Genomic DNA, 14,701 nt, shown 5'->3' with positions numbered 1-14,701 from the left:
ACTTACTGCATACCTCAGCTCGCCGCGCCCAGCGGCGAGCACTGCCTCCAAGAAGATTTTCCACCCGATGAACAAGTACCTCGCGTCCGGCCTGTGCCTGCTCGCCCTGCATACCAGCGCCCAGGCCCTGACCCTGCCCGCCAGCCCCGTCACCGCGCCTGCCGTGGACGATGACCACGTCGACCTCAAGACCCCGACCACCGCGGGTTCGCGCCTGAATCTCACGGCCCTGCAAACGCCTGGTAGCGTCGAGAGCCAGACCGGCACGCAGATCCGCGAACGCGGCGACGCCAGTGTGCAGGACGCGATTTCCCGCGCCACCGGCATCAGCCGCACCGGCACGCCGGGCGACGGTGGCACCTCGCTGTCGGCGCGGGGGTTTACCGGCCAGGGCTCGGTGATGCAGCTGTATGACGGCACCCGCATGTACATGGGCATGGGCACCTCGACCTTCCCGGTGGACACCTGGTCGGTGGAGCGCGTTGATGTGCTGCGCGGCCCGGCCTCGGTACTGTATGGCGAAGGCGCCACCGGTGCGGTGATCAACACCGTGCCGAAAAAGCCCTTCGACGGCGAGATCGAAAACCACATACGCCTCGGCTACGGTTCCTACGATCGCCAGCAACAAGCCCTGGACAGCGGCGGCTCGCTGACCGACACCCTGAGCTATCGCCTGAACCTCAATCGCCTGCGCAGCAACGGCTTTATCGACCGTGGCGACTCCAGCAGCGACTTCGTCAGCGGTGCCCTGCGCTGGCAGGCGGCAGACAACCTGAGCTTCACTTTCGCCAGCGACTACGGCGACCAGCGCCCGCAGAACTACTTCGGCACACCGCTGATCAACGGCCAGTTGCACAAGGGCCTGCGCGACAAGAACTACAACGTCAGCAACGACACCCAGCACTACAACGACCAGTGGACGCGCCTGACCAGCGAGTGGCAGATCAACGACAACGTCAGCGCCACCAACGAGCTGTATTACCTGAAAAACCAGCGCCGCTGGCAGAACGCCGAGAACTACAACTTCACCGGCGGCCAACTGACCCGCAGCGGCAACTACGGCATCAAGCACAACCAGGAACAGGTCGGCGACCGCCAGACCTTCACCTTCAAGCACAGCCTGTTCGGCCTCGACAGCCAGACCGTGACCGGCGTGGAGTACAACCGTATCCGCTTCCGCCTGGCCAGTAACTCGCCGTTTACCGACACCTTTGCCAGCGGCCAACCCATCGACGTGAACCACCCCGCGCCGGGCCAGTTCGCCAGTAACGACCCGTTCAAGCCGCTGTTCGCCACCACCACCAAAACCGTTGCCGGCTTTGCGGAAAACCGCCTGCAATTGACCGACCAACTGTCGCTGATCACCGGCCTGCGCCGCGACTACGCGCACATCGACCGCGAAGCACTGCGCACCGGCAGCCAGTCCGACAAGACCCTTACCGGCAATAACTGGAAGGCCGGCCTGGTCTACGCCATCACGCCCGACACCTCGGTCTACGGCCAGTACGCCACCAGCACCGACGGCGTCGGTGGCCTGATTTCCCTGAGCCCTGGCCAGCAGCAATTCGACCTGTCCACCGCCAGGCAGACCGAGATCGGCATCAAGCAGGCCTTCTGGGACCAGCGCGGCGAATGGACGTTGGCGGCGTATCACATCGTCAAAAAGAAACTACTCACCGATGTGCCGGGCAACCCGAGCCTGCAGCAGCAAGTCGGCCAGCAATCCTCCCGTGGCCTGGAAGCCAGCCTCGACCTGCAACTGCCACACGCCTGGCAACTGCAAGCCAACGCGGCCATCGTGCATGCGCAATACGACGACTTCAAACAGGACGTCAACGGCGTGCAAGTCTCCCGCGACGGCAACCGCCCGGTGGACGCACCGCGCCGCACCGCCAACCTGTGGTTGAGCCAGGCGGTGACCGACGACATCCGCGCCGGTGCCGGTGTGCGTTATGTGGATGCACGTTATGCCGACATGGCCAACCAGAACGAGTTGCCGAGCTATACCGTGGTCGATGCCACCGTATCGTGGAAAGCCCTGCGCAACACTACCCTGGGCCTGCAGTTGAACAACCTGTTCGACCGCACCTACGCCGTCAGCCAGTACAACGACGGCCAGCAGTGGATCCTCGGCGAACCGCGGTCCTTCTTCGTGACGGCGGACTACACCTTTTAACTGATACAACACCGGCCAAAAGTGTGGGAGCGGGCTTGCTCGCGAATGCAGTGTGTCAGCCAATGCATCTGTCACTGATCCACCGCATTCGCGAGCAAGCCCGCTCCCACATTTGGACCTGGTTTGACCTGAGAGTATTGATGACTTCGCTAACCCTCACCGACCTCAACTGGTCCCCAACCAGCCACTGCCATCACCGGTTCCAGCTGCGTGACGCCAGCCTGCAGGTCGGTGCGGGAGAGTTCGTCGGCCTGATCGGACCTAACGGCAGTGGCAAGACCAGCCTGTTGCGCTGCGCCTACCGGTTCAGCAAACCGGCGCAGGGCGACGTGTTACTCGACCATCAGAACGTGTGGCAACAGAGTTCGAAGTGGTGCGCGCAACGCATCGCCGTGGTGTTGCAAGAGTTCCCGGATGCCTTCGGCCTGCGCGTCGATGAAGTGGTCGCCATGGGCCGTACGCCGCACAAGGGCCTGTTCGACGGCGACACGCTGCACGACCGGCAGTTGATCCAGCAGGTGCTGGCATCCGTCGGCATGCAAGGCTTCGAGGATCACGCTTTCGCCACCCTCTCCGGCGGCGAAAAACAACGTGTGATCCTGGCCCGTGCCCTGGCCCAGCAACCGCAATTGCTGATCCTCGACGAGCCGACCAATCACCTCGACCCGCGCTACCAGTTGGAGCTGTTGCGCCTGGTCAAGCGCCTGCACATCGGCACCCTGGCGAGCATTCACGACCTCAACCTGGCCGCTGCCTTCTGCGATCGCCTGTACGTGATCAACCACGGGCGCATCGTCGCCAGCGGCACGCCCCATGAGGTGCTGACCCGCGAACTGCTGCGCGATGTATTTGGCGTCGAGGCGTTGATCGATACCCACCCGCTGTCCGGCTACCCCCGAATCACCTGGATAACCCAACCATGATCCTGCGTTCGCTGCTTGCCGTTACCTTGCTGTTCAATGCCGCCGCGGCACTCGCCGCAGCGACCCACTACCCGGTTACCATCAAGAGTTGCAACCGCGACGTGACCTTCCAGGAAGCGCCGAAACATGCGGTGAGCCACGACATCAACATGACCCAGATGATGCTCGCCCTCGGCCTCAAGCCGAGCATGGCCGGTTACAGCGGCGTCACTGGCTGGAAGTCGGTCACGCCGGAAATGGCCGGGTTGCTCGACGGCCTGCCGGAGCTGGCGAGCAAGTACCCGTCGGTGGAAACCCTGCTCAACGCCAACGTGGATTTCTTCTTCGCCGGCTGGGACTACGGCATGCGTGTGGGCGGCGATCTCACGCCGAGCACCCTGCAACCCTTGGGCATCAACGTGTATGAGCTGACCGAATCTTGCGCCTTCGTGATGAAGCGCCCGGCTGCGACCCTGGAAGACACCTATAACGACCTGCGCAACCTGGGCAAGATCTTCGATGTGCAGGACCGCGCCAATGCCTTGATCGCACAGATGCAGGCACAGGTCGCCGCGGTGCGTCAAGACCTGCCCGCCGACAAGCCCCGGGTGTTTCTCTACGACAGCGGTGAAGACCGCGCCATGACCTCCGGCCGCCTGGGCATGCCCCAGGCGCTGATCGACGCGGCGGGCGGGCGCAACATTCTCGATGACATTGAGGCCAGTTGGACCCGCGTCAACTGGGAGACCGTGGTGGAGCGCAACCCGCAGGTAATCGTGATCGTCGACTACAGCGAAGTCACGGCCGAACAGAAAGAGCAATTCCTGCTCAACAACCCGGCGCTGCAAGCGGTGGATGCGATCCGCAACCAGCGCTTTATCGTGATCCCTTACGTGCAGGCCACGCCGGGTATCGACAACGTGTTGGCGGTGGAAACCCTGGCCAAGGGGTTCCACGGCGAATGATCACCCGTCGCTATGGGCTGCTGCTCGCCGCGCTTGGCGCGGTGCTGCTGGTCTCCTGCGTGCTCTCGCTGGGCTTCGGCCCGGCACGTGTGCCGGTGGACGTAGTGTGGCGAATCCTGCTGTACAAGGCGCTCGGCATCGGCGACGTGAGTTGGCCGGCCGGGCAGGAACATATCGTGTGGCTGATCCGCGTGCCGCGCATGCTGCTCGGCGCGTTGGTGGGCGCCGGGCTGGCGTTGATCGGCGCGGTGTTGCAGGCGGTCACGCGCAACCCGCTGGCCGATCCGCACCTGCTCGGCGTCACGTCCGGCGCCACCCTGGGCGCGGTGATCGTGGTGCTGCATGTGGGCGAAGTGATCGGTCTGCTGACCTTGCCCATCGCCGCGTTTATCGGAGCATTGGCGAGCATGCTGGTGGTGTTGGCCGTGGCCAGTCGCAACGGCCGGCTGGAGAGTGATCGCCTGTTGCTGTGCGGTGTGGCGGTGTCGTTTGTGATGATGGCGGCGGCCAATCTGCTGCTGTTCATGGGCGACCACCGCGCCGCCTCGGCGGTGATGTTCTGGATGCTCGGCGGCCTCGGCCTGGCGCGCTGGGAGCTGCTGGCGATTCCCGCGCTGACGGTAGTGCTGGGTCTATTGGTGCTGCTGGGCATGGCACGCCCGTTGAACGCGCTGATGGCCGGCGAGCAGACCGCCGTGACCCTCGGCCTGAACGCCCGCACCGTGCGGCTGAAGGTGTTCCTGGTGGCCTCATTGATGACCGGTGTGCTGGTCTCCATCAGCGGCTCCATCGGCTTTGTCGGGCTGATGGTGCCGCACATTGCCCGACGTCTTGTCGGTGCCGAGCATCGCCACCTGCTGCCGGTGTGCGCGCTGCTGGGCAGCCTGTTCCTGGTGTGGGTCGACGTGGCCGCACGCACCCTCATCGCCCCTGAGGACCTGCCCATCGGCGTGGCCACGGCGGCGATTGGCGGATTGTTCTTCATCGGTTTGATGCGCCGGCGCTGACCGCCTCAGAGCTCGTCCCTGGACGGTCGACCGCCGGGGCTGCCGGGCAGCTTCAGGTCCATGCGCAGCGCGCCGCGCAGGGTCCAGAACTCACCGCTGTGCAGTACCCGCAACCGGCCGGTGCGCGCCAGTTCGGCCACTACGTGTGAGGGGTCCGGGGCGAACGTCGTGTAGCCACCTTCGGCACTCCACTTACCGGTAGTTGCCAGCAGGTTGTACTCGGCCTGGTCGAAGCGCGGCGCATAACCGAGCAAGGCACCGTCCCGGGCCGTGAGGTAAAACCCGTTGATCGCCAGGCCCTGCTGCTTGAGCGAATGAATGTAGTACGCCAGTTCACGAAAGCTCACGAAGTACTCGCCATACAAGCGCTCGACACCCATCTGCGGCTGATCCAGCCCGGCATGGAACAGAAGGTGCGCCGCCCGCACCTGCAAGCCTGCGGGCCACGGCCCCGTCACAAATAATCGCGCAGCCGTCGCCGAGGGGAAACCATTGTCCGGCAGCGCCAGCACCGGTACATGCTTGCCCATCACCCCGCCGCCCTCCAGCAACGCGCTGATCGCCTGTTGCCCCGTGAAACGCCCGGCGCGAGCGTGGACGAACCCCGCCGCGTCATCTTGATGCGCATGGACCGGCCCCAATGCGCGGTAGTTGTCGCCCGCCGGTTCGACCCCACGGGAGCGCCCCGGCTGCCAGTCTACGCCGACGATACCGGTCCCCGGCCAATGCTCGCTGGGCACCAGGATCCGCAGCTCGCCGGCCGCCGCCATGCGCCGGATGAAGTCACGTGGGCTGAGCAGCCGCAGGCGCAGCTTCACATCATCGCCATACCCGATAAACCGTGGGTCGCGCACAACGAACCGCAGCAGTGCCCCATCCGCGCACGACAGGTAAAGAGGCAAGACTGGGCGTTCCTGTGTGGTCGTTACCTGGTACATCGCCTCGATCAGCCGGGACGGCCAAAACAGCCCCTGATAGACGCCGTCGCCTGCCTGTGCGGGCGCGCTCGGCACCACCTCGGACACCTGCGGTGCACACAGATACAGGCCGCCCAAGGCATAGCGATGAGGGTAACCGGCATCGCTGAATACCCGTCGATGCGCCAGGTTGGCGCCGGCGTCAGTGATCGGCAGCGTGGCGATGAAATGCCCGGTGCTGGTCGACTCCAGCACGTAGCCAAACTGCAGTTCGCTCCTCGTGCCAGCAAGTTCATGGGCGTAGCGCACAGCGTCATCGGCCTGGGCGTGCACCGGGCTGCACGCCGGATCTTGGTGCGCCTGCACATAGGCCCCGTCGGCCGACGGCACAGACGCAAAGGGTTGCCAGCCGCGTACCGGGCCTGGGCTGCCCCACAGCGCGCTGCCTTTGACCACGTGCAAGGCGAAGGTCTGGGCAACGCGGTTGACGTACTCGGTGGGCGTCAACTCGCCCTCGCGCAGCATGCGTTCGAGCCGGCCGTTGAGCCAGTCATGGTGATTGCGCGGGCGTGGCACCAGGTCAGCAGTGGTCACCAGCGGCGCTTTTTCCTCGGGACGCGCGTTCAAACGAAGCACCGCGCCATCGGCGGCCAGCCAGTAGTGATGCATACGCGCCCGCTCGGTCAGGAACACCTGCGCCAGCGCACGAGTGGAAAACATAGAGTCGTACACCTGCGACTGCGCGGGCGACAGAATGAACGGCCACTGCTGCGCCGGCCTTGCGTAGTAACTGGCCACCGGCACCGTGCGCGGCGGATGCTCGCCACGGGTGGCCAATTCGTCGGGGAAGATCCATTTCAGGTCGAAGCTGTCATCGGGGACCCGCAAAGGTTCGGTGGCAAAAAACCAACCGTCTTCGCGCCGCAGGACCAGCCCGCCGTAGGGGTGTTCGATGTTCGTCGGCACACGACGACGCACGTACAGCGCGGCATCGTCCATCGACACAAACGCCGGGCTCAGGCGCCGCCGCAGCAACTGCGCGTAGGGCGTCCACAGCCCCGTGACCGTGCCTTCGCGGTCCCAGCAGGGGCTGGCCTGGACGACCTCCAGGCGACCGGAAATCGCAACATTGCGCACAAACTGCAACAGCGTCAGGGTGCCGACATTGAGCTTGGCGCGCACCGTCGCCGCGCTGTCCCCGATGCTGTTGGTTTCGAACAGGCCTTGGGTGGACGGCGACTGATAACGCAGCAGCGCACCGTCCGGCACCGCGATGTACACCGGCGCACCGAGGGGCGACAACAACGCATTGACGCGAGCCTGAAACAGCGCCTCGCTCAAGTCTTCCGGTTCGATGAAAAACCGTTGCAGCCAGCCACGGGTGCCGTTGCCGACCCAGGGTTTGCTGTAGTACAGGCTGTGACAGTCGAAGCCCTCGGGCAGTGCGCCGCCGTACAACCGGGTGAAGGACAGCAGCGCCGACTGCCGCGTCACCGGGACCAGCTCACTGGCGACGTACTCTTCGCGCTGGCGATGCTTGAGGACGAACGCAAAATAACGGCTGACATGATCGTCACCGTAGTAATGGGCGGCGTGTCGGTGCCGTTCGCGCGCGGCCGCATCGGCGCTTTCGAAGATCGGCCCGTGGCTGACGGTCGCGGGGCGCTGGAACGTCAGCGCCCGCACCCAGGGGCCCCAGTCCACCTCGACGAAACCGGCCGGCCCCCACAACGCATTGCCGAGCACGATACGCAGCGTGCCCGCTTCGGCCAGGGTACGCACGACATCGGCAGGCTTGATCTTGCCCTCGTCCAGGCGCTGGTTGATTGCACTGCGCATGCCCGCCGTCTCGCTGGACCATTGCTTGCGCCACGCCAGGGTGGTGTTCGAAGGGGCGAGGGCCAGCAGGCAGTCCTCGGTGCCCGACAGGTAGCCGACTTGTCCTGTTGCCAACAGATCGGCAACGTCGTCTGCGAGGAACATCTGCGCATACAGCTCGGCTTCCTGGCGGGTCCACTTGCGCTCGATCGCCTGGGCCGGGTCGGTCAGCGACAGCGCCGTGCGCGAAGCGTAGCGCCCATGCAAATGGTGGTCGGGATGCAGAATGATCGGCTGTTTCTGCCGGTCCAGCGGGTAACCACCGGCGAAGGCAAATGGGCGTGGCCCGGCCGGCAGCGGCTCGGTCACCACGAAGCGCCCATCGCCGCGCTTGAGGATCAGCCCGCCGAGCACCTGCTCACGGCGTCGACCGATGCGCCGGTGGGCATGGAGCGCCGCATCGTCGGCGGTGAGAAATGCCGCGCTCAATGCCGGCAAGACAACCTGCGAATAAGGCGTCCACGTGTCGTCCACTACACCGCTGCGGTCCCACAACGCGCTGGTTTTCTCCACCGTCAACTCACCGGCCCTGGCCACTTGCCGGACAAAATCGCGCGTCAGCAACACGCCCGAGTGCAGTTCGGACTGGAGCTCATCGGTATCTACCGTGCCGTCGGCGGCCTGGGTGAACAACCGGGATTCGGCGGCCGAGCCGGAGAAGCGATAACGCAGGATTGCTTCATCGCGCATACGGATGTACAGCGACACTCCGAGGGTGGGCTGCGCACCACGGCTGTAGTGACGAAATTGCGCGATGCGCTGCGCCAACTCCAGGGGGCTGACGAAGTGCTTGAACAGCCAGGTTTCCTGATCAGGGTACAGGCCCGGCAGGGGTCGGGAATGAAAGTAGATGCCGTGCAGGTGGCAACCTGCGGGCAGTAAAGGCAGTTGCCCGCCGACAGAGGACTCCCGTTCTGGCTCCCCAGCCAGGTAATGCTCGTGGCCATCACGCTGCAGGATCAATACGTGCTGCCTGGCGGTTGGCCTGCGCTGGATGCGCGACCACGCATGGGAGAGCGCTTGCTGCTTGTCCATGAAGACCGGGCTGCAAGGCAACGCCAGCGCTGGAGCCTTGAAGGGTTTGCGTGGTTGCCAATCAGCGGGCACCGCGCCTACCGAATCGCCCCAGGCGGGAATAGACGCCAGGAAGGTCAAGCGCCCGAGCGACGCCAGCTTCTGGTAATACCCCGAGAGGGTGCCACTGTGGGCATGGGGCGAATCAAAGCCGCCGCGGTTGCGTAGCCAACGGGCGTAGTCCGCGCCGGCGGTGGAATCATCGGGTTCGAACTTAAGCAGCGTGCCATCGGGACCGGACAGGTAGACGGCCTTGAATTGATGGCGGTCCTGGAAAATGATGATGATGTCCGGCTCGGAATAAAACCCCTGGAACGCGGTGACTTCATCCGCCGTCCACGAGGGGTTTTCTCGCTTGACCCAATCGGTCATGTTCGTGTGTGCATGCCAGCCACCGACAATTCGAAATCCTTCAGGGTCCATAAAGTCCTGGCTGACCGGATCGACATCCAGCAGCAGGTTCCAGTTGAACACCGTGGGCCGGTCGGGAATCGGTTCATTGGCCAGATACAGGCCGTCGGACAAGCGTTGCAGCAGCACGCTGGCATGTTCCAGCTTCAACCGTGGGGCGATGCGTTCATGAAGGTAGCGCACCAGATCGTCGGTGCTGATGAACGCCGGGGTCAGCCTGCCCAGTTTGGCGTGGCCTCGTGCAAGTGCAGCGCGTTGCGGGCGCGTGGGTTGGTCGTCCATGTGAACAGCTCCTGGCAGAATCGAAGTGCCCACCATCCTCCCGCGCCCCATTCGCCGGGCGCTAAATAGTTAAGCGGCGCCGCGCACCAAAACAATGCCCACCCCGCACCACCCAGCTGCTGCGGCGCCGTTTCAGTGCGGCCTGCAGGCCGCGCCCGCCCGGATACAGGCCTGGACAGCGCTTGCGTCAAAGCGGGCACAGCCTTTGCAATCGCCCTTGCATCTGTCCAACAACAACACTTGGGTACACGGAGATCGCACCATGAAGCGTCGCAGCTTGATCAAGGCTTTCACACTGTCGGCATCCATTGCCGCCATGGGCATGAGCTGGACCCTCCAGGCCGCCGAGACCATCAAGGTCGGCATCCTGCACTCGCTGTCCGGGACCATGGCCATTTCCGAAACGTCCCTCAAGGACATGGCGCTGATGACCATCGACGAGATCAACGCCAAGGGCGGCGTGAACGGCAAGATGCTCGAACCGGTGGTGGTCGACCCGGCGTCCAACTGGCCGCTGTTCGCCGAGAAAGGCCGTCAGTTGCTGACCCAGGACAAGGTCGCCGTGGTGTTCGGCTGCTGGACCTCGGTGTCGCGCAAATCGGTGTTGCCGGTGTTCGAGGAACTCAATGGCCTGCTGTTCTACCCGGTGCAATATGAAGGCGAAGAAATGTCGCCGAACGTGTTCTACACCGGTGCGGCGCCCAACCAGCAGGCGATCCCGGCGGTGGAGTACCTGATGAGCGAAGAAGGCGGCGCAGCCAAGCGCTTCTTCCTGCTCGGCACCGACTACGTGTACCCGCGCACCACCAACAAGATCCTGCGCTCGTTCCTGCATTCCAAGGGCGTCGCGGATAAAGACATCGAAGAGGTCTACACGCCGTTCGGGCACAGCGACTACCAGACCATCGTTGCCAACATCAAGAAGTTCTCCGCCGGCGGCAAAACCGCGGTGATCTCCACCGTGAACGGCGACTCCAACGTGCCGTTCTACAAAGAGCTGGCCAACCAGGGCTTGAAGGCTACCGATGTACCGGTGGTGGCGTTCTCCGTGGGCGAAGAAGAATTGCGCGGCATCGACACCAAGCCACTGGTGGGCAACCTCGCGGCCTGGAACTACTTCCAGTCGGTGGAGAACCCGGTCAACCAGAAATTCGTCGCCGACTGGAAAGCCTACGCCAAGCAACACAACCTGCCGGGCGCGGACAAAGCCGTGACCAACGACCCGATGGAAGCCACCTACGTGGGCATCCACATGTGGGCGCAGGCGGCCGAGAAAGCCAAGTCCACCGATGTCGACAAAGTACGCGAAGCCCTGGCCGGCCAGACCTTCGCCGCGCCGTCGGGCTTCACTCTGACCATGGACAAGACCAACCACCACCTGCACAAGCCGGTGATGATCGGCGAGATCCAGGCCGATGGGCAGTTCTCGGTGGTGTGGCAGACCCAGGAACCGATCCGCGCACAACCGTGGAGCCCGTACATTCCTGGCAATGACAAGAAGCCGGACTATGCGGTGAAAAGTAACTAAGCCCCAAGCGCAGATAAACATGTGGGAGGGGACTTGCCCCCGATAGCTGAGTGTCAGGCTCTGCATGGGCTGACTGACCCACCGCCATCGGGGGCAAGCCCCCTCCCACATCAAGCTTGTCCGCGCGTGATCAGGACATTTTTTTATGCCCACTGCCCTCTACCGCTGTTTACTGGCTTTGCTGCTGTTGCTGCCTTTGGCCGCACACGCCAGCGACGCCGAAGACTTCCTGTCCGCCAACCCCACCCAACAAGCCAAGCTGCTCCAGGACTGGGCCGCCCAGCCCGACCCGGCGCGCATTGAGTTGGTGGACGCCCTGCAACAAGGTCAACTCACCGTCAACGGTGAGACCAAAACCGTACGCCTGAACAACCGCCTGCGCGGCCTGATCGATAACGTGCAGGCCAGCCAGCAACTGCTCGCCGCCGACCCCAAGGTGCGTCTGGCCGCTGCGCAGACCTTGCAGAAAAGCGCACAACCCGCGCAGTTGAAATTCCTCGACCAGCAGGTCGCCACGGAAACCAATGAGCAGGTCCACAGCGCCCTCAGCCTGGCCCTGGCCAACCTGCAACTGGTCGACACCGACCCGGCCATTCGCCTGAATGCCGTGCGCCTGCTGGGCAATACCGGCGACCCGCTGGCCCGTACGCGCCTGGAAGCCCTGCTTGCGCCGGGTGTCGAAAGCGATGTCGCCGTGCACACCGCCGCCGAAACCAGCCTGGCCCAGGTCAAGCGCAAATTGATGATCGGCGAGCTGCTCGGGCAAGCCTTCAGCGGTATGTCCCTGGGTTCGATCCTGCTGCTCGCGGCCCTGGGCCTGGCGATCACCTTCGGCCTGCTCGGCGTGATCAACATGGCCCACGGCGAGATGCTGATGCTCGGTGCCTACTCCACCTACGTGGTGCAACTGCTGATGCAACGCTACGTACCGGCGGCCATCGAGTTCTACCCGCTGGTCGCGCTGCCGGTGGCGTTTTTCGTCACCGCCGCCATCGGCATGGCACTGGAGCGCACGGTGATCCGTCACCTCTACGGCCGCCCCCTGGAAACCCTGCTGGCCACCTGGGGCATCAGCCTGATGCTGATCCAACTGGTGCGCCTGGTGTTCGGCGCGCAGAACGTCGAGGTGTCCAACCCGGCATGGCTGTCCGGCGGGATCCAGGTGCTGCCCAACCTGGTGCTGCCGTACAACCGCATCGTTATCATCGCCTTCGCGCTGTGCGTGGTGCTGCTGACCTGGCTGCTGCTGAACAAGACCCGCCTGGGCCTCAACGTGCGCGCCGTGACCCAGAACCGCAACATGGCCGCCTGCTGCGGTGTACCCACCGGGCGTGTGGACATGCTCGCGTTTGGCCTGGGCTCGGGTATTGCAGGTTTGGGCGGGGTCGCCTTGAGCCAGATCGGCAACGTCGGCCCCGACCTGGGCCAGAGCTACATCATCGACTCGTTCCTGGTGGTGGTGCTCGGCGGTGTCGGCCAGTTGGCCGGCAGCGTCACGGCGGCGTTCGGCCTGGGCATCGCCAACAAGATTCTCGAACCGCAGATCGGTGCCGTGCTCGGCAAGATCCTGATCCTCGCGCTGATCATTCTGTTTATCCAGAAACGCCCGCAGGGACTCTTCGCACTGAAAGGACGGGTGATCGACTGATGAACCAGCCATTGATGCTCACGGCCACGCAAAAGGCCGGCCCCACGCTGACGATTGCCGTCGGCGTGGCGATCCTCGCGGTACTGCTCGCACTGCCGTTGCTGTCGCTGTTGCCGCCGGACAATCTGTTTCACGTCTCGGCCTACACCTTGACCCTGGTGGGCAAGATCCTCTGCTACGCCATCGTCGCCCTCTCCCTTGACCTGGTGTGGGGCTACGCGGGGATGTTGTCCCTCGGCCACGGCCTGTTCTTTGCGCTGGGCGGTTATGCCATGGGCATGTACCTGATGCGCCAGGCCTCCGGCGATGAGTTACCGGCATTCATGACCTTCCTGTCGTGGACCGAACTGCCGTGGTACTGGGTGGGCACAGAGCATTTCCTCTGGGCCTTGTGCCTGGTGGTGCTCGCACCGGGGTTGCTGGCGCTGGTGTTCGGCTTCTTCGCCTTCCGTTCGCGGATCAAGGGCGTGTACTTCTCGATCATGACCCAGGCCCTGACCTTTGCCGGCATGCTGCTGTTTTTCCGCAACGAGACCGGCTTTGGCGGCAACAACGGCTTCACCAACTTCCGCAGCATCCTCGGGTTTGGCATCACCGAGCCGGGCACGCGGGCGGTGCTGTTTGTCGCCACCGTCGCCTTGCTGGTGGCAAGCCTGTACATCGGTTGGCGCCTGGCGCAGAGCAAGTTCGGCCGGGTGCTGACCGCGCTGCGCGATGCCGAGAACCGCCTGATGTTCTGTGGCTACGACCCGCGTGGTTTCAAGCTGTTCGTGTGGGTGTTGAGCGCGGTGTTGTGTGGTTTGGCCGGGGCGCTGTATGTGCCGCAGGTGGGTATCATCAACCCCAGCGAAATGTCCCCGACCAACTCCATCGAAGCCGCCGTGTGGGTGGCCCTGGGCGGGCGCGGCACGCTGATCGGCCCGTTGCTCGGCGCCGGCGTGGTCAACGGCATGAAGAGCTGGTTCACCGTGGCCTTCCCGGAATACTGGCTGTTCTTTCTCGGGGCGTTGTTCATCCTCGTCACCCTGTACCTGCCCAAGGGCGTTATCGGCCTGTTGAAGAAATGAGGAGCGTCATGCTGGAACCCATTTTCGATGCGGGCAGCGGCCGCGATGCCATCGGCCTTGGCCAGGCGGCCGGCAAGGGCCTGAACACCCGCCACGGCACCATCCTGACCCTGGAAGACATCAGCGTGAGCTTTGATGGCTTCAAGGCCCTCAACGACCTGAACCTGTACATCGGCGTCGGCGAACTGCGCTGCATCATCGGCCCCAACGGCGCGGGCAAGACCACGCTGATGGACGTGATCACCGGCAAGACCCGCCCCAGCCACGGCAGCGCCTGGTTTGGCGAAAACCTCGACCTGACCGGCATGAGCGAAGTGCAGATCGCCCAGGCCGGCATCGGTCGCAAGTTCCAGAAGCCCACGGTGTTCGAGGCCCTGAGCGTGTTCGAGAACCTGGAGCTGGCGCAGAAGACCGACAAATCGGTGTGGGCCAGCCTGCGCGCACGCCTGAGTGGCGAGCAGAAAGACCGCATCGAAGAAGTGCTCGACACCATCCGCCTGACCGCCTCGGCACAGCGCCAGGCCGGGTTGCTGTCCCACGGCCAGAAGCAGTTCCTGGAAATCGGCATGCTGCTGATGCAGGACCCGCAATTGTTGCTGCTGGACGAACCGGTGGCCGGCATGACCGACGCCGAGACCGAGTTCACCGCCGAACTGTTCAAGCGCCTGGCGGGCAAGCATTCGCTGATGGTGGTGGAGCACGACATGGGGTTTGTCGGCTCGATTGCCGACCACGTGACCGTGCTGCACCAGGGCAGCGTGCTGGCCGAAGGGTCGCTGGAGCAGGTGCAGGAAAACGAGCGGGTGATCGAGGTTTACCTCGGTCGCTGAATTCGCTTTTCTGTAG

9 protein-coding genes are annotated in these 14,701 nt (G+C 64.2%); 8 read left to right on the top strand and 1 reads right to left on the bottom strand.

What is annotated here, in order from left to right:
* Positions 1-67: 67 nt before the first annotated feature.
* The 4 genes from BLR69_RS24660 (at position 68) to BLR69_RS24645 (ending at position 5,050) form a co-directional block, all read left to right on the top strand.
* Entirely contained in the window at positions 68-2,176 is a 2,109-nt protein-coding gene (locus BLR69_RS24660; RefSeq protein ID WP_071492985.1) for a TonB-dependent receptor, read from the top strand.
* 140 nt (positions 2,177-2,316) lie between these two features.
* A complete protein-coding gene (locus BLR69_RS24655; RefSeq protein ID WP_071493051.1) occupies positions 2,317-3,099 on the top strand; it encodes an ABC transporter ATP-binding protein in 783 nt (260 codons plus the stop codon).
* Complete coding sequence (locus BLR69_RS24650) at positions 3,096-4,043, top strand: ABC transporter substrate-binding protein (RefSeq protein WP_071492984.1); 948 nt, start codon at positions 3,096-3,098, stop codon at positions 4,041-4,043. Before BLR69_RS24655 ends, BLR69_RS24650 begins: the two co-directional genes overlap by 4 nt.
* A complete protein-coding gene (locus BLR69_RS24645; protein WP_071492983.1) occupies positions 4,040-5,050 on the top strand; it encodes a FecCD family ABC transporter permease in 1,011 nt (336 codons plus the stop codon). Before BLR69_RS24650 ends, BLR69_RS24645 begins: the two co-directional genes overlap by 4 nt.
* 5 nt (positions 5,051-5,055) lie before the next feature.
* On the opposite strand, the gene BLR69_RS24640 is transcribed toward BLR69_RS24645, so the two are convergent.
* Positions 5,056-9,612, bottom strand: coding sequence for a DUF4329 domain-containing protein (locus tag BLR69_RS24640; RefSeq protein WP_071492982.1), 4,557 nt, complete (start codon positions 9,610-9,612; stop codon positions 5,056-5,058).
* A gap of 262 nt (positions 9,613-9,874) precedes the next feature.
* On the opposite strand from BLR69_RS24640, the gene urtA reads away from it, so the two are divergent.
* The 4 genes from urtA to urtD all read left to right on the top strand — a co-directional run bounded on the left by urtA (position 9,875) and on the right by urtD (position 14,685).
* Entirely contained in the window at positions 9,875-11,140 is a 1,266-nt protein-coding gene (gene urtA, locus BLR69_RS24635) for an urea ABC transporter substrate-binding protein (RefSeq protein ID WP_071492981.1), read from the top strand.
* Between the two features lie 145 nt (positions 11,141-11,285).
* The gene (urtB, locus tag BLR69_RS24630; protein ID WP_071492980.1) at positions 11,286-12,788 is read left to right on the top strand and encodes an urea ABC transporter permease subunit UrtB; all 1,503 of its coding nucleotides are present in this window, start codon (positions 11,286-11,288) and stop codon (positions 12,786-12,788) included.
* Positions 12,788-13,855, top strand: coding sequence for an urea ABC transporter permease subunit UrtC (gene urtC / locus BLR69_RS24625; RefSeq protein ID WP_071492979.1), 1,068 nt, complete (start codon positions 12,788-12,790; stop codon positions 13,853-13,855). The genes urtB and urtC overlap by 1 nt, the downstream gene beginning before the upstream one ends.
* Entirely contained in the window at positions 13,852-14,685 is an 834-nt protein-coding gene (gene urtD / locus BLR69_RS24620; RefSeq protein WP_166794319.1) for an urea ABC transporter ATP-binding protein UrtD, read from the top strand. Before urtC ends, urtD begins: the two co-directional genes overlap by 4 nt.
* Positions 14,686-14,701: the final 16 nt, after the last annotated feature.

The organism is Pseudomonas azotoformans (genome assembly GCF_900103345.1).
GTDB classification, from domain to species: domain Bacteria; phylum Pseudomonadota; class Gammaproteobacteria; order Pseudomonadales; family Pseudomonadaceae; genus Aquipseudomonas; species Aquipseudomonas azotoformans.
This window is presented reverse-complemented; position numbering and strand designations above follow the sequence as displayed.